This is a genomic window from Bacillus sp. FJAT-45037, assembly GCF_002797325.1.
Lineage (GTDB): Bacteria > Bacillota > Bacilli > Bacillales > Bacillaceae_D > Alkalihalophilus.
Genome location: NZ_KZ454938.1, coordinates 1,256,422 through 1,275,841, shown reverse-complemented (window position 1 = coordinate 1,275,841; position 19,420 = coordinate 1,256,422). Strand labels below are relative to the sequence as shown.

Sequence of the window (19,420 nt, the reverse complement as noted above, 5' to 3'; positions counted from 1 at the left end):
CATCCCAATAACTCCATTACATATTTATTTTTTTAGATTAAATGCGACCACTTTCTCTTCTGTCATAGCTAGAATGGCTGATTTAATTCCTTCCCTTCCAAGCCCAGAACGTTTTACGCCGCCAAACGGCATTGCATCAATCCGCACATCGCTACTATCATTGACCATCACACCACCAACATCTAATTTATCAATCGCGCTGAAAGCAGCATTCATACTTGTAGTGAAAATGCCAGCTTGTAATCCGTAGCAACTATCATTAGCTAAACGTATTGCCTCGTCTAAAGAAGCGACCGAAGTAATCGTTGCGGTGGGGCCAAACACTTCTTCTTTCATTAATTTCTCTTGTTGACTGACATTTGTAAGAACAGCTGGAGTGATAAATGCCCCTTGCCTTCTTCCTCCGCAATGTAAGGTAGCTCCGTTTGCACACGCCTCTAAAATCCACGATTCCACTCGTTTCGCTTCTTTTTCCGAAATCATCGGACCGACATCTGTGCAGATGTCTCGTTTATCACCAACTGTTAATTTCTTCGTTTCACTCACAAAACGATTCGTAAACGTCTCAAACACTGGTTCTTCTACATAAAGTCGCTGAACGCCGATACAGTTTTGACCTGCTACTCCAAAAGCTCCTGAAACCGTTGATTGAACAGCTTCTTCAAGATCGGCATCAGCGAGCACAATAGTAGGTGCATTCGACCCGAGTTCCATCGCTATTTTTTTCACGCCTGCTTTTTTCGTAATTGCTTCCCCGGTATGATAGCCACCCGTAAAGGAAATAAATCGAACATCTTCTGAAGAAACAAGCGTATCTCCAATTTCTCTTCCGCTCCCTGTGATTACTGACAAGATCTCTTTTGGTAAGCCAGCTTCTAAAAAGGCCTCCACTAGGCGAATCGCACTCAATGGCGTTTCACTTGAGGGCTTTAAAATCACCGCATTACCTGATGCGATTGCTGGAGCAACTTTGTGAGCAACAAGATTTAATGGGTCATTAAACGGTGTGATCGCAGCCACAATCCCAACCGGCACTCTTGTAACATAGCCAACACGTCCAATGTGATTAGGCATTTGTGAGAAAGGAATCGTCTCGCCAGTTATTCGTTTTGCTTCCTCTGCACTAATCCGGATTGTCTCCATACAACGCGAAACTTCTCGCTTTGCTTCTCGTATAGTTTTACTACTTTCCATTACAATCGTTTCAACAAATAGCTCCGTATGATCTTGAAGATAAGCAACTGTATCCATTAAAATCGTATATCTTTGATGAACAGGTAGATCATTTGAAATGGTTGCGCCTATTTTCGCTGATCGTATCGCTCCCTCTACATCCTCTTTGCTCGCTTTTGGAACAAGAGCAATACAGTTTCCGTTAGCTGGATCATACACTTCAAATGTTTCCTCTCGCCTCTCCCAAGCCCCATTAATAAACATTCTTTCATGTAACATTTGTCCACGCATCCTAATCACCCCTTTTGTAAAGGTTAAGTCGATCTCCACCCTTCTAGATGAATCAAATCAATTAAGACGGCAAAAGCAGTTTCTTTTATACCAGCCCCTGCACCAATCAGTGTAATCGCACCAGATATATCACAATCGTACGTAATCGCATTAGTAGCTCCATTAACAGAAGCTAGAGGATCTGATAATGGTACTTTGACAGGTTTTACAAAAGCCTGAACCCCATCATCTGTCTTTTCAATTGAACCAAGTAACTTCCACCTTTTTCCTTCTCTCGTTGCTTCTTCTATTAGATCCGGAGTAATTTTCTCAATACCTACACAAGAAACCTGTTCTTTTCTTAACACAACACCAAACAGTTCTTGACTTAAAATAAGCACTTTATATAAGACATCAAATCCCTTCACATCATTTGTAGGGTCTGCCTCTGCATAGCCTAATTGTTGAGCCTTTCCTAAAGCTTCGTCATAGTCTAAACCTTGCTCCATTTGAGTCAACATATAATTCGTTGTCCCATTTAAAATGCCCTGTACCTTTAGAAACTCATTTCCGCATAGAGTCATCTTCGGCATTCGAATAGCTGGCGTACCGCTCATCACAGCTCCTTCATAAAAGAAACGTACGCCATGTTTACGAGCTTCTCTTTCTAGTTCTTGTTTAGCTATAGCCACAGGACCTTTGTTCGTTAAGATCACATTGCGCTTATTCGTAAAAGCAGTCTTACAATGATCGATTGCTGGTTGACCTGTTTCTACATTTGTATAAGTCATTTCAATGATCGTTTTAGCGTTTGTTCTTTCAATGGTCTCTTTTGCTGTTAGGCCACGGATCAAACCTGAATGATCCTGATAATGATCCAACGTTCTGTCTCGATCAATCGAAGCAATAATTGAATCAAGATCCAAACCATCATCACAGTGGAGCGAACCTTTATATAAATCACAAATCGAAACCACTTTAAAATGACATTTATACTGGGTGCTTACATATTCGTATTTTTCTTTTAATAATCTCACCACGCCTTGACCTACTCCACCAAAACCTATTAATGCAATCTGATGTGTCACGCTCTCCGTCACCTCTTCTCTTATTAATAGTGTTTAAAAGGGAAGCGTTCAATCGATTGAATCCAACGCTTGTGACAAGTCGCACAGTAGATCATCTACATCTTCAATTCCAGTCGAATATCTAACTAGACCCTCCGGAATGCCTAATGCCGCTCGTTCTTCTGGTGTATTTTCAACATGACTCGTTGTTCGTGCTGGGCCAACGGTTGTTTCAACCGCTCCTAAATTTGCCGCTTTATGAGCCAGTTTAAGTTTCGGTAAAAATTGTCTTACAGCATCTAACTCGCCTTTTAACGCGAAACTTAGCATGCCACCGAAACCTGACATCTGTATTTTTGCGATTTCATGGTGCCGATGCGTTGGCAATCCTGGATAATATACGACTTCTACCTTTTCATGATTTTGAAGGAACTCTGCTATTTTCTGAGCTGTTTGTTGCTGTTGCTCAACTCTTAACTTTAATGTTTTCATCCCGCGTAACAATAAGTAGGCGGCATTAGGATCCATCGTCGCCCCGTTGATTTCACGGTAATGATAAATTTTTTCGATAATTTCAGCATTTCCACATGCAGCCCCTCCAAGAGCATCAGCATGACCTCCTAGAAACTTTGTTGCACTATGCAAGACAAGATCAGCACCGAGATTAAGGGGTTGTTGATTAATTGGTGTGGCGAACGTATTATCAACAAATGTCATCGCTCCAGCTTCTTTGGCCGCCTTAGACATTCGCTTTAAATCGGTTATTTTTACCGTCGGATTTGTTGGTGTTTCTAAATATACAATTTGACACCCTTTTGTTATTTCTTTTTCCATTTGCTCATGGTTTCCCGTCTCGACAAGTGTGACATCAATGTTTAACCTTGGTAGAAATTCTGTGAAAATTTTATTTGTTCCACCATACGTGTCTTTCATGGATACGACTCGGTCACCAGGTGTTAAAAAGGTTAGTAATGAGTTTGATATGGCCGCCATCCCTGTTGAAAAACTTGTGCAAGCATCTGCTCCTTCTAAAATGCGAAGCTTCTCCTCGAAGGCTTGCACCGTCGGATTAGTGTTTCTTCCGTATATATGGCCCTTTCTCTTTCCGATCGCCACTTCATACCATTCATCAATGTCATCATACGTGTATGCCACACTGTTAACGACAGGAACTTGAGTCGCTCCATGTACTAGAGCATCTTTTTCACCCGACCAGACACTTTTTGTTGAATTTTGTAACGATTGCTCCTTCAACATCATCCGCCCCTTTCTATAATTTCATCATACGTTTCTTGATAGAGAAAAATCATTCAACAAATTGTATGAAGTTTTCATACATGTTGTAGTTAAATTAAACAAATATTCAAAATAATATTGCTCTTCTTGTTTTTTTTCCTTTACAATATAATAAGAAGGAGGTTCTCGGTATGAACCTTACAATGGATGAAGTGACATCCCTGCCTCTATTAGAAAAAGCAACGGTGTATCGTTCTAAGGGGACTACTACACCGATCGTTGAATGGGTATCTGTGATTGAATCACCGGTTGAACAATTCGTACGTCCACATGAACTAGTCCTGACAACCGCCATTGGGTGTGGCCATGACGAGCATTTATTTGCCGAGTTTGTTCAAGAAGTGATCAATTCAGGGGCAGCGGGTCTTGCAGTAGCAACCGGTACCTTTATAAAATCAATACCTGATGAAGTAATTAGAAAAGTGAAAGAGAAAGAGGAAGACTTTATTTTAATTGAGTTAGATTGGCATGTACGATTCTCTGATATTATTAAACAATGCCTTCGTTTACTTGATGAGAAAAAAAGACATTATTATAAACGGATCGAGCACATTCAAGAAACATTGCTTGATTTTGTATTACGAAGAAAAAGCATTCAAGACGTGTGTCAATATGTATCCGATACGTTAGTAGCCCCCGTTGTTATATCTGATAATAGAGGAAGAATTCGTGGACAATGCAACCTGGTTGAGAATCCTCTGCTTTATCATATTGAACAAGTCTTGTATGGACGACTTGAAGCAAGTGGCCTGATTTATCATCAATTAGACTCATTAGAGTGGTTTATGTACGAGGCTAATCACGCCCTTATGCTAGAAGTCTCTTCAAATGATATGACGCAAGGGTATTTGATCGTTGGGGGCTTTGGCATCGAGCCATTTACAGAAGAAGAGAAAACTGAGTGGATTAGATTATTAAAGCATGTGACAACAGCAATTGCGCTCTTTTTTTTACATGAGCAAGCAGTCAAAGAAACCGAATGGTTACTTCGAGATGATTATGTATGGGAGTTAGCTAAAGGTACGAAACAATCGGAGGAAAGCCTACAGTCACGTGCAAAGTCATTAGGCTATCGCTTAAATTTGCCTTATGTATCATTAGTTGCAAGTTTAGAGCATTTAAAATTATTTTTTGAGCAAAATTCTGTCCATACAGATCGATTTGACCATTGGCTTCATCAACAAATTCGTCAGATCGAAGATGAAGCAGAAGAAATCGCCAGAAAACAAACCCTTAAATCAATGATTACTTTCCAAGCTAATGAATTAATTATTTTCTTAGAAGTATTACACGATCAACCAATCGAAACGGCTAATCGATACATCGATGCTCTAGAAGCGCGCTTGATGTTTTTATACCCAACGATTCAATGTCGGTGGGGCATCAGTAAGCAATGCGGATACCACGTTTTTTTTGAAACGTTTCAAGAAGCAAAAAAAGCATTAAGCATTGGAAAGAGACGAAATGAGGGATCCCACCGACATTTATTTGCTGATACAAAAATTGATCGTATGATCGAAGCGATCGTACAAGTCGAGGAACTAAACGAATTGGCGACTCAATTACTTGAGACACTCATCCATTATTCTAAAGAACGAAACATTGATCTTCTCCATACGTTTATGACCTACCACCGTCATAAAGGAAATGTAAGTCAAACAGCGAGAACGTTAAACTTACACAGGCAATCCCTCCTTTATCGTCTACGTAAAATCGAAGCCTTAACAGGATGCTCGCTCGATAATGCCGATGATTTATTTCTTCTTGATTTAAGCACAAGAATCTGGTCGACAAAATCCAATGAGTAAAAAAAAACGAGTACGGGTTACAACCCGTACTCAGTTTTCAGTTCTAATAAAAGTTCAATTGAGCGTTTCGCAAAGTCTGATGATTGTTCTCCTAATTCATCATATTTTGCTTGCCACGCATTATGCAATGATTGTTTGTATGGTGGAATTTCATCTTTATACGTTTTAATTGTCGCTAAAGGCACCCACGTTTTTTCAAATTCAGCCAAAGCTTTACGTTGATGAAACATCGGTACGTCTATTTTCTTAGGATTATGCAAGTCTCCTTGTGTTGGATGCTTCAATACCGCTAACACTTTCAATAAACCTCTTTGCTCTAATTCCCTTTTTTCCAACAATTCACCAATGTAAACACCTGTTTTATATTTTGCTTGAATGATTATCAAGATGAACCCCCTCTATTTATTGCATTGCCCCAATAAAGGAAAAGGCAATAAAGATTATGATACACATAAATCCTACAGCCATAAACCAAATAGCACGCTTTTTATTATTATTTAGAGCATGATAAATGCCAAGCCCTCCAAATAAACCTGTTAAAAAGAAGAACAAGACTGCAAATAGCACAAATATTAAACCTTCTTCCATCATTACCTCCTTACAATCCTGGAATTAGCCATGTAAAGAGTTTCCACATGAACTCTGATACTGGCACTAGATAATGCTCTGAGAATTGTCCGAGATGTGTCGATTCCGTTACTCCATCAATTACAATTAATGTGAATGTAATTAAAATGACAAGAATTGTTACCGCTAAAATAAGGGCAAGTAAAGCAACATATCCTAACACCACTCGAATCAGCCATTTGACCCACGAAGGGCTTGAGGCAGAATCTTGTTTTGCTTCCATAAAAAAAACCCCTCTCATCTTCCACTTTGGTTACCATTCTATCGTACCAAAAGTATGTAAAAGATGAGAAGGAAATTCTGAAAAATTGATGAATATATTAATTTAGTTGTAGTTTTTTTAAGATCCCTTCAATAGGAACCCCATCTGGTGTAGAGATATCACTAAAATCAAAATTGCGCAAATCAATAAGCCCTTGATTGTCTTGTCCATCAGGTAAAGTTGTAGGAGGAACGTCTTGCAATTGACCTTCTTCTAGAAATACTACAGAATTTTCTTCTTCTGCAATAGTCTCTAATTGACTCTCTTCGGAATCAATCGATTCAGGTAATGGAAATGCTCGTTCATTTTCCACAGACATCTCTAAAACTGTCGGAGTATAAGTAACTGCTTCCTCATCGGTCTGATTAAATTGAATAAATACAACCATCCAAACGCTAATAAACATAAATACGGCTAATCCAATAATTAACACTTGCTTCCCCACTACACATCACTCATTTCTCCTGCGAACTGATCTATATATAACTTAACTAAGTGAGAAATTAGACTAAATGGTCTGCATCTATAGTTACACTTTAGCATATTTTTTCTACGTTGTCAGTGAATAAATGCTCATTTTACAAAAAACCGTGTCTGCTTTTAGACACGGTTTTCTGACATCCAATTCGGTGGTTGATCCTTACCCCAATAAATCGATCCAAGATCATGATGCTTCTCAAAATGGTCGATATGGGTATGGTAATGAAAGTTAAACGTATATCCTTGTTTTGGTGGATGATCTCGTCTTACATGGAAACGCAATAAGTCTTCTCCACTTTCTTGATTATATAAGTGCAAAATCTTCTCACCTTGACCTGAGGCAGGATGCTTAGATAACTTCATTTGTTCCCATTCTACCTGTGATAATTTACTAGTTGTTTCATTCAAAACATCTTTTAATTGCGGCAAAATATCCGAAGTAAAAGGACGTTCAATTTTTTCTGCGATCGATGCTCCGAACTTCAACATACTCATATCGTGCGCATAATTCATGACATAATCGGTGAAGACTAATGCCGATGATTGATCACGATGAATATAGTGGTCGGTACTATATGGCAATACATCGTGGTAGAGTTCATAACTTTCTTCATCTACTTTATAAACTTGTGGGTTTTCACTACGCTCTCCTAAAGACTTAGAAGGTGCTTGAGCTTGCACATCTTTGACGTATTCATTTGGTGGAACAAATAGTCCTAGTGTCAGGAGGGCTGATGAGATAACAAGTCCATGTTTTACCCATGGCATCATTGTACACACGCCCTTTCATAGTTTCAGTTTACTCTATCTTATTTTCTCATGAAAACTATGAAAACGCTATGAATAAATAATGAAAATATTGTGTGTTTTTATGGTAAGTTCGAACTTCCCATTAAGTAACGATCACATTCTCTCGCAGCTTCTCGACCTTCATGAATCGCCCAAACGACCAAACTTTGTCCTCGACGATTATCACCTGCTGCAAATATGCCTGGTTTTGATGTCGCATAGGATCCATAATCGGCCTTCACCGTTTGTCTTTGTGTTGTAGCAATATTCATTTGTTCGATCAGCTCTTGTTCTGGTCCGGTAAAACCGACCGCTAACAGAATGAGGTCTGCTTTCCAAACTTTTTCGCTTCCTGCAATAGGTGTACGAACCTTCACGCCATCTTCTTGGATCGTTGTTTCAACAGCAATCGTATGAAGTTCTTTCACCACACCCGTTTCATCTCCAACAAATTTCGTTGTCATTAATTGATAAGCACGAGGATCTTCTCCATAAACTGCTTTCGCTTCTTTATGCCCGTCTTCCATTTGATAAACATAAGGATAAAGTGGCCATGGGTTATCTAGTTGACGAATTGGGTCTTTCTGACGATTAATATCAAATTGTGTAATCGATGCAGCCCCGTGACGAACTGATGTCGTGATACAGTCTGCCCCCGTATCTCCACCACCGATCACAATTACATGTTGATCTTTTGCTGAGATAAACTGCCCATCTTCATGGTCAGAGTTTAATAGACTTTTAGTGTTTGCTGTTAGAAAGTCCATCGCAAAATGAATGCCACTTAATGAATGACCTTCCACTTCTACTTCGCGAGGCTTTGTTGCACCTGTACAAAGAATGACTGAGTCAAACTCTTGTTCAAGTTGAGCTGAGGTGATATCAACTCCAATTGTTGTGTTTGCTTTAAATGTCACGCCTTCTTCTTCAAGAATCTTCACGCGACGTTCTACGACTTGGTACGCTAACTTCACATCTGGAATTCCGTACGTTAGCAAGCCACCAATTCGATCTTCTCGTTCAAAAACAGTAACTAGATGGCCTGCTTTATTCAACTGAGCAGCGGCTGCTAGACCCGCTGGACCAGATCCAACAACAGCAACCTTCTTACCTGTTCTCTTTTTTGGTGGATTTGCAGTAATCCATCCCTCTTGAAATCCACGTTCAACAATGTGATATTCAATACTTTTAATTGAAACTGGGTCATCACTAATAGCTACTGTACAGGACCCTTCACAAGGTGCAGGACAGACTCGGCCTGTAAACTCTGGAAAATTATTTGTTTTATGGAGACGATCTAGTGCTTCGCGCCATTTTCCACGGTACACTAAATCGTTCCATTCTGGAATCAAATTATAGACTGGGCAACCAATATCAGAAGAACCAGGCATTGATGTTCCCGCTTGGCAAAAGGGTACCCCACAGTCCATACAGCGAGCACCTTGTTCTTGCAATTTTGCTTCTGGCATTAATATTTGAAACTCTTGCCAGTTTTTTGTTCTTTCAAATGGATCTTTTTTTACTGGGTTCTCTCTTTGGTACTCTATAAAACCAGTTGGCTTCCCCATCAAATCACTCCAAACTACAATCATTTTCAACTCTTATTTGCAATATTCTTCATAAAATGAGATAAAACGACGTACTAGAGAGCGGGTAGCACTCTAGTACATCCATTAATTTATTTACCAGCTACACGAGACTTATCGCTTTTGTTTTCATCAAATGCGACCATTACTGCGTCACGATCAGATAACCCTTCACTTTTCACACGTTCAATCGCTTCTAGCATTCTCTTATAATCTTTCGGGATAACTTTAACGAAACTCGTAGCATACAATTCCCAATTAGATAGTATCTTTTTGGCTTGTTCACTGTTTGTGTAGATTAAGTGATTTTCAATCATTGATTTCAATGTAGCGACATCTACAGGATTAGAGAGTGTCTCAAGATGAACCATCTCAAGATTACACTTCGTAGGAAAAATACCTTTTTCATCTAGAACAAATGCCACACCACCACTCATTCCTGCAGCAAAGTTTTTTCCTACCGAACCTAAATTGACAACTATTCCACCAGTCATATATTCCAGTCCGTGATCTCCTACTCCTTCTACGACGACTTGTGCTCCAGAATTACGAACAGCAAATCGCTCACCTGCATTTCCACGAATATACGCTTCTCCAGAAGTCGCTCCGTAAAACGCTGTGTTTCCGATAATAATGTTCTCTTCTGCAAGATAGCTCGCCTCTTCAGGTGGTTGAACAATTAGTTTCCCTCCTGATAATCCTTTTCCAATATAATCATTTGCATCCCCAGAAAGCTTTAATGTCATTCCTTTTGGCACAAATGCGCCGAAGCTTTGACCAGCTGAACCTGCGAAATCAAATTGAATGGAATCATGAGGAAGTCCTTCTGCACCGAAGCGCTTACTAATCTCGCTTCCAACGATCGTACCTACTACTCGATCAACGTTATTAATCTTGAATGATCCTGTTACTTTCTTTCCTTCGTATATAGCTGGCTGTGATGCCTTTAGTAGTTCACGCGCATCTAATGATTGCTCCAATTGATGATCTTGTGATTTTGTACAATATCGACTTTTTCCTTCTGTTGGTAGGAATAGAAGACCAGTCAAATCAATATGTTTGGCTTTCCAATTCTCGATCTTGTCATTGGTTTCAAGTAGATCCGTACGTCCAATTAAATCGTCCAGCTTCTTTATTCCTAACTCCGCCATTAGCTCACGAATTTCTTCAGCAATAAAGGTCATAAAGTTGACGACATGATCAGCTTCACCCATATATTTCTTTCTTAGCTCTGGGTTTTGAGTCGCAATTCCTACAGGACATGTATCTAAATGACATACTCTCATCACAATACAACCTAACACTACGAGAGGTGCTGTTGAAAAAGCATATTCTTCTGCTCCAAGTAAAGCTGCGATCACCACATCTCTACCAGTCATTAGCTTTCCGTCTGTTTCTAACGTGACTCGATCTCGCAAATTATTTAATACGAGTGTTTGATGGGTTTCTGCAAGACCAATTTCCCATGGAAGACCGGTATGCTTAATGCTTGTTCTAGCAGCAGCACCTGTTCCCCCGTCGTATCCGCTTATTACAATTCCATCAGCTCGGCCTTTAGCGACACCCGCTGCAATCGTTCCGACACCTGTTCCAGCGACTAGTTTAACACTGATTTTCGCCTGTGGATTCGCATTTTTCAAATCATGAATCAACTCAGCTAAATCCTCAATCGAGTAAATGTCATGATGTGGAGGTGGTGAAATTAAACCGACTCCTGGTGTCGAACCTCGAACTTCAGCCACCCAAGGATACACTTTATTCCCTGGTAATTGACCGCCTTCTCCTGGTTTTGCCCCTTGTGCAACTTTAATTTGAATTTCATCGGCATTCACCAAGTAATGACTTGTCACACCGAACCTTCCAGATGCCACTTGTTTAATTGCACTACGTCGCAGATCGCCATTCTCATCTTCTGTGAATCGTCTTGGGTCTTCTCCGCCTTCACCGGTGTTACTCTTCGCACCAATACGATTCATCGCAATGGCTAGTGTTTCATGCGCCTCTTTTGAAATCGACCCAAAGGACATAGCTCCTGTTCTGAAACGCTTAACAATATTTTCAACTGGCTCAACTTCTTCGACAGGGATAGCTACTTGCTCTTTAAACTTCAACAAACCACGTAATGTCGTTTGTTCTTTTGTTTGTTCATCAATAGCTTGAGAATACTTTTTAAATAAATCATACTTCCCACTCCGACAAGCGTGTTGAAGCATATGAATTGTATGTGGATTGTATTGATGTGGCTCACCATTTCGACGCCATTGTAAATCATCTCCAGCATCAAGTGTGCGATCTAAGCCTTCTTGTTCAGAATAAGCACGATCATGTCTCATCAATACTTCTTCGGCTATGACATCTAAAGTCACACCACCAATGCGTGATGTTGTCCATGTGAAGTAGCGATCTACTACACTTGAATCAATACCGACAGCTTCAAATATTTGGGCTCCGCGATAACTTTGTATCGTAGATATCCCCATCTTAGAAAGAACTTTCATAATTCCTTTTGTCGCAGCAACAACGTAACGGTTCACCGCTTCGATATAAGAGTATCCTTCTAAAATCCCATCATGAATGCTCTTATCAATGGAATCAAACACTAAATAAGGATTAATAGCTTCTGCACCATATCCTAGCAATACTGCATGATGATGAACTTCTCTTGGCTCACCTGATTCTACTAAAATACTAACCTTCGTACGCGTACCTTGACGAATTAAATGATGATGTAAACCTGAAACAGCTAATAAAGCAGGAATCGCTGCATTCTCACGGTCCATCAATCGATCACTTAAAATCAATAAAGTCGTACCGTTCTCTATCGCTAAATCAGCTTGTTTAAATAAGTCATTTAACGCATTTTCAAGGTTGTTAGACGCATGGTCAGATTTAAATAAAATTGGTAATGTCACAGCTTTAAAGTCATTAAGTTTATTGTGTCGTAATTTTGCTAATTCCTCATTGTTTAAAATCGGATATGGCAAATGAATATGACGACTGCTTTCTGGGTCTGGCTCTAATAAGTTACGTTCAGCTCCGATTGTCGTTCCATACGAGGTTACGATCTCTTCTCGAATCGAGTCAATCGCAGGGTTCGTTACTTGAGCGAACAATTGTTTGAAATAGTTATACAATAATTGAGAACGCTTTGATAACACGGCAAGCGGTGAATCATACCCCATTGAACCAACAGGATCAACACCCTCTGTGACCATAGATTGGATCACTTTGGACAACTCTTCATATGTGTAGCCAAATGCCAGTTGACGTTCCAACAAATTCGGAAAATCAGAACCTTGAACATGTGCTGTTTCTAATACATCTTCAAGTTGGATGTAGTGTTCACCCACCCACTCCTCGTATGGATATTCTGTCGCGATTTGATGTTTAATTTCTTCATCTGGAATAATGCGACCTTCCGCCGTATCAACAAGGAGCATTTGACCTGGGTGAAGACGTTCTTTATAAAGGACATTCGCCGGGTCAATATCTAGTACCCCTACTTCTGATGACATGACAATGTAATCATCTTTTGTAACATAATAACGAGCAGGTCGTAATCCGTTACGATCAAGACAGGCACCGATTTTCGTTCCATCAGTGAAAGAGATCGCAGTCGGTCCGTCCCATGGCTCCATTAATGTACTATGAAATTGGTAAAATGCTTTTTTCTCAGGACTCATATGTGGATCATTCTGCCAAGGTTCCGGAATCATCATCATCGCAGCATGAGCCATTTCACGCCCAGCAAGCGATAAAAATTCTAACGTATTGTCAAACATCGAGGAATCGCTTCCACTTTGGTCAACAATTGGATGTATTTTATCAAGGTCTGAACCAAACATGGACGATTTAAACATCGCTTCACGCGCATGCATCCAGTTCACATTTCCTGTTAACGTATTGATTTCCCCATTATGAATCATGTAACGGTTCGGGTGAGCTCTCTCCCAGCTTGGGAAAGTATTTGTTGAGAAGCGTGAATGAACAAGAGCAATGGCTGTATCAAAATCCTCATCGCATAAATCAAAATAAAATTGATTTACTTGTTCGGTCGTTAACATTCCCTTATAGACAATAGTTCTACTTGATAAACTTGCAAAATAGAACGATTGATCAATAGGCATTTGCTTGGCAAGTTCGTTTTCAGCAAGTTTTCTAACTACATATAATTTACGTTCAAACTGAAGAATATCCGTACAACTTTCATCTCTCTTAATGAAAAGTTGACGAATATATGGCATGGCTGTTTTTGCCGCATTGCCAAGCATTGAATCGTCCACTGGAACAGTACGCCAGCCTAGAGGAGTCAAACCTTCATCTTTCACTTTAGTAATGACTTCTCTTTCACAATGCTCGCGTAATTGTTCGTCTTGTGGCAAAAACAGCATCCCGACGCCGTAGTACCCTTCTTCAGGTAGTGACATTCCATCTGCTTCACATACCTTTTTTAAGAATCGGTGAGGAAGTTGTAGTAATATCCCTGCCCCGTCACCAGTATTCACTTCGTCACCTTGTCCTCCGCGATGCTCTAAATTCCGCAGAATTTGAAGTGCATCTACAACGACTTTATGTGATCGTTGACCTTTTATATGTGCCAAAAAACCGATACCACAATTATCGTGTTCAAATTGAGGATCATAAAGGCCTTGTTTTTTAGGATATCTAGCGTTCTGCATGAGCATCAACCTTTCTCCAAAAAGTAAAATCAATCAACTCTCCCCAAAATTCATTTGAGCTAATATACAAGATCATATCATTTTTCTGACATTTCGGCAAATTCCTATTAATTGACTTTTTAAATGAAAACGCTTACTTTAAGGCTTCTTGCGTTTTTTATAGAATAAAATCTTACCATTCCAAAGAATATGTATGTATATCAGAAAGTTTTTTATGCATAATTATACATTTTATATGCTTTTGATAATGTTTTTTTATAAAAATATATTACTACTTTTATTTTTATGAGCTTCCTACTATATAAAAGCAGGATTGTAATGGGGTTAGCCAGGCCTTAATATTTGACTAAAACATGTTGAACTACACGATGTTCTTTTATCCCATTAGGACCGTACCCTTGCTCCACGAAACAAAAATCTTCACTAGATTTCTCTAACACAACGGTTGACGCTCTTGTACCATACGTTTCACTGGTAATAAAAACCGTAGAAAGAAGTCGTTCAGTTTCTCTGCCTACTCCAGTGACAGGTAAATCATGTTCGTCATACTTTGTTTTGTTTTGAAGCTGCTCTATCAATCCATTTATTAATTGATCTTTATCTAGAGATTGTTTAAGAAGCACACTAACATTTTCTTTCAATGTATTTGTTTTAGGCCATTCAACGTTTAAGGTAGCATTACTCAAAACATACGTGCCTTTATGTAATTTTTTGGGGGCATCAATTCGGTTTGAATAGTAATAGATTTCCTTACCCTCTTTTACAATTAAATTAAACCCTTGATAGTCGTCTTTATTCTTTGCTATCGTTTCCATATAATCTTTTGCTGAATGATTCGATTGCAAAAAAACTTTCACAAGATCTCCACGCGATATGTACTCCTTTGTTTCTGTTTCATTTATTGGCTCTCTCACATTTGTTACGGCTGCAAACCGCCCCTTATTTGTCACACCGAGCCACGTTCCCCCTCGTTCTTCATCTCTCCCTGCAAACACTTCCGAACCATCCGACCAAAAATGAGCCCTTTTGGTTGGTCGTTGATAAAATTCATCGCGATTAGCTGCCACAATTAATGGGTATTCATCATGCATGTCAATTGTTAAAACAAGTAAACACATCGTCATCCCTCCTCCTTCTATTATAGATCTCCGGAATAGATGTGCCAAACAATTGAGCTGCCAAGTGCTTTGATTCATTGTCATTCTTTATTAATTGATTCATAATAGAAGGACGAACGATGCATCCGTCCATATCAGAGCTAATTTTTGAAACTAATCTTATATATGTACGTAAATAGAACAAGTAATGTTTTAGGAGGAGTCAACAAATGAATGATAAAAAAGAAAATCAAGATTTACTTAATACATATAAAGAAAAGAAAGACATTCATTCCCTTTTACAATCTCTCAATTCTCTAGGTGAGGATGAACAACGCGAAGCAGGCGAATCGCTTGAAGCATTAAAACGACCAGTTAGAGAAATGATGAACGATCAATCGAATCAATTACCTAACCAATTGCATCAATTAAAAGAAGTCGTTAGTAAACTCGAACCAGATTATTTAAACGAAAGTACCCTAAAAAAATGGACAAATAAGCTTTTACGTCGAAGTCCGATTGAACAATATGCACGAAAATATCAGACCGTTGAAGCGCAAGTAGAACAAGTTATTGAAGGTTTATTAAGCGGAAAAGATAAATTACAAGAAGATACAATCATGCTTCAACAATTAAAAGATGTTGCCAGACAACGAATTGGAAACCTCAATAATCAAATTGAAGCTGGTAATAAACTTCACACGATGCTTGAAGAAGAAATGACGTCAGAACAATGGAAAGACAATCCAAACGAATTAAAAAAAGGACAGTTGAAAGTTGTATCCCGTGTAAAAAATATGTCTCAAGCTGTGATGGTTTTACAGCAATCATTAGCATCCGTTGACTTGATTATTGAGAATAACGAAAAGCTTGAGGAAGCGATTTTTAATGCCATTACGATGACAAAAAATATCATTACTGTGACTGCTTCGATTCAACTAGCTTTAAATAACCAGCAAAAAGTGATCAAAGCCGTTCGTAATGTGAATGAAGCGACAGAATCCATGCTCCTTTCTAATTCAGAAATGCTCAAACAAAACACAGAACAGACGCTGAAAACGCTAGAAGAACCTGCCATTGCCCTAGACGCCTTCAAAAAAGCGTATCAAAATGTCTTTGAAGCAATCGAGTTAACAGAACAATCAAACGAACGTATCGTTACAAGTGGGAAAGAGTTTATTAAAGAGATGGACACGTTAAACAAAGAGATGCAAACGAAATTACTTGATAAATAATGACTGTCTTATTTGTCTAAGCTAGGAGGTGACTTATTTTGAACCGAACATTTCTTGACTCCCCGTTTCTACGATTTCTCACCCCAGCCCACAAGAGGCCAGTGGAAGAGCACCTCTTAAAAGATTCAGCGACACAGAAACTTATTCATCAAGCAGAGGATCTTTTAGGGAATTTGATTGAAAAAGCGAATGGGGAAAATAAACAACGGACGGTTACGCGTAAAAGAAAAGAATCTAAAATCAAGATAAAGCTAACTCATAAATACATTACAATAAAATTAAACGATACAAAATATACAGATTCGGCCATTCATAAAAGGATCATCATTACATGTCATCGCAAGTATATGAAAGCAAAAAATGGTGTAGGCTCGATCAAAGAGGCTAGCATTCATTATATAAAAGACGGACGAGCTCATGTGCGATCTATTGCCGAGTCTCCTCTTTTTTCCGGAATTTTTTACCGAATACACCGCTTAGATGAGGCTTATTCAAACGGTCCTGGTGCTCGCTTTACGGTTCAAGAACTTCAAAGTTTTCAGCCTTCTAAAGGCAGCTCACAGCAAGATTTACGCTTACTTCAACAGGAGTCAACACGTTATTTAGATGCTCTAAAACGTTTTTCAGTTGATCCATTGATTGAGAACCGACTGACTCGAATACTTAAGCAAATTGACAAGCTTGAAGGCGACTTTGAACTGCTGGATTATGAAGAAAAACATACGGTGCGGAGGATGTTAAATGAAGACATTCCAAAACTTCTGAATACGTTCTTATCCTTATCAACCAAACATCAACTAGATCATAAAGAAAATGTTTTTGTTTCTCTATCTCAAATGGAACTGACCTTAATGACGTTTCATGAACAATTGGAGAAGAAACGTTTAGAAAAAATGAATCACCTTCTTAAACTACAAAAATTACGATATGAAGAAGAACGTAAAAGATAAATACGCGCAGCACAGGAGGTTTCTACTTGTGTTCTAAACCTTTGACCCTTACACTATTAGTAAGGGTCTTTTGTTAATATAGGAGGAGAAAATATGATAGAACCACTACAATTATCACCTCGTATTTCTTTAATTGATGGATTTGATATGGATATGCCCGAACGTACGGGTAGTTACGTCATTCAAGAAGACAAATTAACTATTGTTGAAACAGGTCCAAGTCCATCCGTTAAACATATCATCACAGGTTTTGAGGCATTAGGACTAGATCTTGAAGATGTTCAATACATTATTGTCACTCATATTCATCTGGATCATTCTGGTGGGGTTGGGCTCCTTTTAAAACATTGTCCAAAAGCGACGGTTATTGTTCATCCTCGTGGAAAGAGACATCTACATGATCCATCCCGATTGATCAAGGGTGCGAAAGCTGTTTACCAAGATGAGTTTGACCGTCTATTTGATCCTATCTTACCGATCGACGAAAACAGACTTCAATCTATGGAAGACGGAGATACATTAGCATTAAGTGATTCATGTACACTTACCTTTTTACATACACCAGGACATGCAGCTCATCACTTCAGCATACATGACTCAAGTTCTAATGGTATATTCACTGGTGATACATTAGGTGTTCGCTATGAGCCACTTGCAAAAGTAGGCATTGAACTCATTCTACCTTCGACATCACCTAATCAATTTGATCCAGACGCAATGATAACATCCTTAGAGCGAGTGAGAGAGTTAAAAGTAGACACGATCTATTTCGGTCATTTTAATGCATCGCATGCTCCTGAAAACGTGTATCGCCATATCGAAAAGTGGTTGCCTATTTTTGTAGTGCAAGGTAAAAAGGTACAACTTAACGGTGGAAGTGTGCAAGATCTAGCCGAGAACTTACTTTCGCTTGTGCAAAAAGAACTCGACCAGCAAAATGTCGCACGTGACCATTTGGTCTATCAACATATTCGCCTAGATCTGCAAGTGTGTTCAATGGGCATTTTAGATTATTTAAACAAAAAAAACTAAACAGAACAAAGAGCTAATTTGTTTGTTGTAGCAAAGTGAGGGTTTATTATGAACCGTAGAGAAGCACAAAAACATATCGGAGAGCTTGTGTTAATCAACCTTTCTTCAAGTGGTCAATACGTTGGTAAGTTAGTCGATGTCATGATTGAACCAAAAAAGCCGTGGCGTGGAAAAGTGAACATTCAATATGTCCTTGAACTTCCTAAGGAGCAGTCAATAGATGGTTCAATTTCACCTCCTGTTTATGAGAAAGATGAGACTGTTGAATGTTTAGGATCAAAACTCGTTTTACTCGAAGATTATCAATTACCAACTTCCTTTGAAGAGTCACATGCCGAAGCTGTCGCAAAAGAGCTCGCAACAATTTTCTCAGAAAAAGAGAAACTGTCTTCAAAAGAGAATTATTATTTACAATATGCCAACAAGATGAATCTTAATGATTACTTAAATGTTAAAAAAGAACCAGTCTCTACGTATATTCCTTATACGTTTTATCAAAGTGGTTCTAGGTTCTTATTAATTGATGATCATGAAACGACACTTGATTTATCTGACTGTCCATTTGAATTTAAATGGATACTAAAGAAAAAAGAAATGTTCGGTTATTATACAGGGGAAGGTATCTTCACGAGCCACGAAGGAGAAGACCACCGTCCGATCGAAGGCGATCGCATTTATATTAGTAAGGAGCAATTCGAGCCTTATTTCATTTTAAAAAACGAGTTAGACCCCTCCTCTCTTGAATTATTAGAACATAATTTAAATGAGTACGGATTAACTCATCATCATTTAATCGACTGTCACAATTCACTACTTTTACAATTACTAGAAGCTACTGGTCAGACCTCATTTAAAGGGGTGAATTTTTTAACGTATCGGTCGATGAATGGTCAAGTCATCATTCAACATCACTATGAACGCGAATTAAATGAAAAAGAAAACGATCAAATATTTGACCGTTTTGAAATCACATCAGATTGCGGAAAGCGATCGGTTGTAACGTATGTATCAAATATGACGAATAAAAAATCTTTATAAAATCAGAAAACCAGCAGACCTTACTCGGTAT

Annotated in this window: 16 protein-coding genes; 5 read left to right on the top strand and 11 right to left on the bottom strand. The window is 38.8% G+C overall.

Translation table 11 applies throughout. The features are described from left to right. Positions 1-24 precede the first annotated feature (24 nt). Genes CDZ88_RS06535 through CDZ88_RS06525 form a run of 3 tightly spaced genes read right to left on the bottom strand, consistent with a single transcriptional unit; the run spans position 25 to position 3,764 of the window. Positions 25-1,464 (bottom strand): aldehyde dehydrogenase family protein, encoded by a 1,440-nt coding sequence (locus CDZ88_RS06535; RefSeq protein ID WP_100372780.1) that lies wholly within the window; start codon positions 1,462-1,464, stop codon positions 25-27. A gap of 23 nt (positions 1,465-1,487) precedes the next feature. Then, entirely contained in the window at positions 1,488-2,531 is a 1,044-nt protein-coding gene (locus CDZ88_RS06530) for a homoserine dehydrogenase (RefSeq protein ID WP_100372779.1), read from the bottom strand. 48 nt (positions 2,532-2,579) lie between these two features. Then, the gene (locus tag CDZ88_RS06525) at positions 2,580-3,764 is read right to left on the bottom strand and encodes a cystathionine gamma-synthase family protein (protein WP_442857085.1); all 1,185 of its coding nucleotides are present in this window, start codon (positions 3,762-3,764) and stop codon (positions 2,580-2,582) included. Between the two features lie 173 nt (positions 3,765-3,937). On the opposite strand from CDZ88_RS06525, the gene CDZ88_RS06520 reads away from it, so the two are divergent. Next, positions 3,938-5,614, top strand: a complete 1,677-nt coding sequence (locus CDZ88_RS06520) for a PucR family transcriptional regulator (RefSeq protein WP_100372777.1) — start codon at positions 3,938-3,940, stop codon at positions 5,612-5,614. A gap of 17 nt (positions 5,615-5,631) precedes the next feature. Here the strand turns inward: CDZ88_RS06520 and CDZ88_RS06515 are convergent, their stop codons facing one another. The 8 genes from CDZ88_RS06515 to CDZ88_RS06480 all read right to left on the bottom strand — a co-directional run bounded on the left by CDZ88_RS06515 (position 5,632) and on the right by CDZ88_RS06480 (position 15,155). After that, positions 5,632-6,000, bottom strand: a complete 369-nt coding sequence (locus CDZ88_RS06515) for a kinase-associated lipoprotein B (protein WP_100372776.1) — start codon at positions 5,998-6,000, stop codon at positions 5,632-5,634. A 16-nt stretch (positions 6,001-6,016) separates the two neighbouring features. Beyond that, the gene (locus CDZ88_RS06510) at positions 6,017-6,202 is read right to left on the bottom strand and encodes a hypothetical protein (protein ID WP_100372775.1); all 186 of its coding nucleotides are present in this window, start codon (positions 6,200-6,202) and stop codon (positions 6,017-6,019) included. A 10-nt stretch (positions 6,203-6,212) separates the two neighbouring features. Then, a complete protein-coding gene (locus tag CDZ88_RS06505; protein WP_100372774.1) occupies positions 6,213-6,464 on the bottom strand; it encodes a hypothetical protein in 252 nt (83 codons plus the stop codon). Positions 6,465-6,561: 97 nt separating this feature from the next. Beyond that, on the bottom strand, positions 6,562-6,948 hold the full coding sequence (locus CDZ88_RS06500) for a hypothetical protein (RefSeq protein ID WP_100372773.1): 387 nt from the start codon (positions 6,946-6,948) through the stop codon (positions 6,562-6,564). Between the two features lie 155 nt (positions 6,949-7,103). Then, a complete protein-coding gene (locus CDZ88_RS06495) occupies positions 7,104-7,754 on the bottom strand; it encodes a YpjP family protein (protein ID WP_100372772.1) in 651 nt (216 codons plus the stop codon). Positions 7,755-7,852: 98 nt separating this feature from the next. After that, the gene (locus CDZ88_RS06490; protein ID WP_100372771.1) at positions 7,853-9,340 is read right to left on the bottom strand and encodes a glutamate synthase subunit beta; all 1,488 of its coding nucleotides are present in this window, start codon (positions 9,338-9,340) and stop codon (positions 7,853-7,855) included. 110 nt (positions 9,341-9,450) lie between these two features. Next, positions 9,451-14,037, bottom strand: a complete 4,587-nt coding sequence (gene gltB / locus CDZ88_RS06485) for a glutamate synthase large subunit (protein ID WP_100374614.1) — start codon at positions 14,035-14,037, stop codon at positions 9,451-9,453. Positions 14,038-14,372: 335 nt separating this feature from the next. Further along, positions 14,373-15,155 carry an NRDE family protein gene (locus CDZ88_RS06480; protein ID WP_157796491.1) on the bottom strand — a complete coding sequence of 261 codons (783 nt, stop codon included), beginning with the start codon at positions 15,153-15,155 and terminating at the stop codon, positions 14,373-14,375. A 209-nt stretch (positions 15,156-15,364) separates the two neighbouring features. Between CDZ88_RS06480 and CDZ88_RS06475 the strand changes: the two genes are divergently transcribed. The 4 genes from CDZ88_RS06475 to CDZ88_RS06460 all read left to right on the top strand — a co-directional run bounded on the left by CDZ88_RS06475 (position 15,365) and on the right by CDZ88_RS06460 (position 19,389). After that, entirely contained in the window at positions 15,365-16,369 is a 1,005-nt protein-coding gene (locus CDZ88_RS06475) for a toxic anion resistance protein (protein ID WP_100372769.1), read from the top strand. 38 nt (positions 16,370-16,407) lie between these two features. Further along, positions 16,408-17,319: a hypothetical protein gene (locus CDZ88_RS06470; RefSeq protein WP_100372768.1), complete on the top strand. Its 912-nt coding sequence runs from the start codon at positions 16,408-16,410 to the stop codon at positions 17,317-17,319. A 93-nt stretch (positions 17,320-17,412) separates the two neighbouring features. Continuing rightward, positions 17,413-18,351 carry an MBL fold metallo-hydrolase gene (locus tag CDZ88_RS06465; protein WP_100372767.1) on the top strand — a complete coding sequence of 313 codons (939 nt, stop codon included), beginning with the start codon at positions 17,413-17,415 and terminating at the stop codon, positions 18,349-18,351. A 48-nt stretch (positions 18,352-18,399) separates the two neighbouring features. Further along, the gene (locus CDZ88_RS06460; RefSeq protein WP_100372766.1) at positions 18,400-19,389 is read left to right on the top strand and encodes a DUF2777 family protein; all 990 of its coding nucleotides are present in this window, start codon (positions 18,400-18,402) and stop codon (positions 19,387-19,389) included. Positions 19,390-19,420 lie beyond the last annotated feature (31 nt).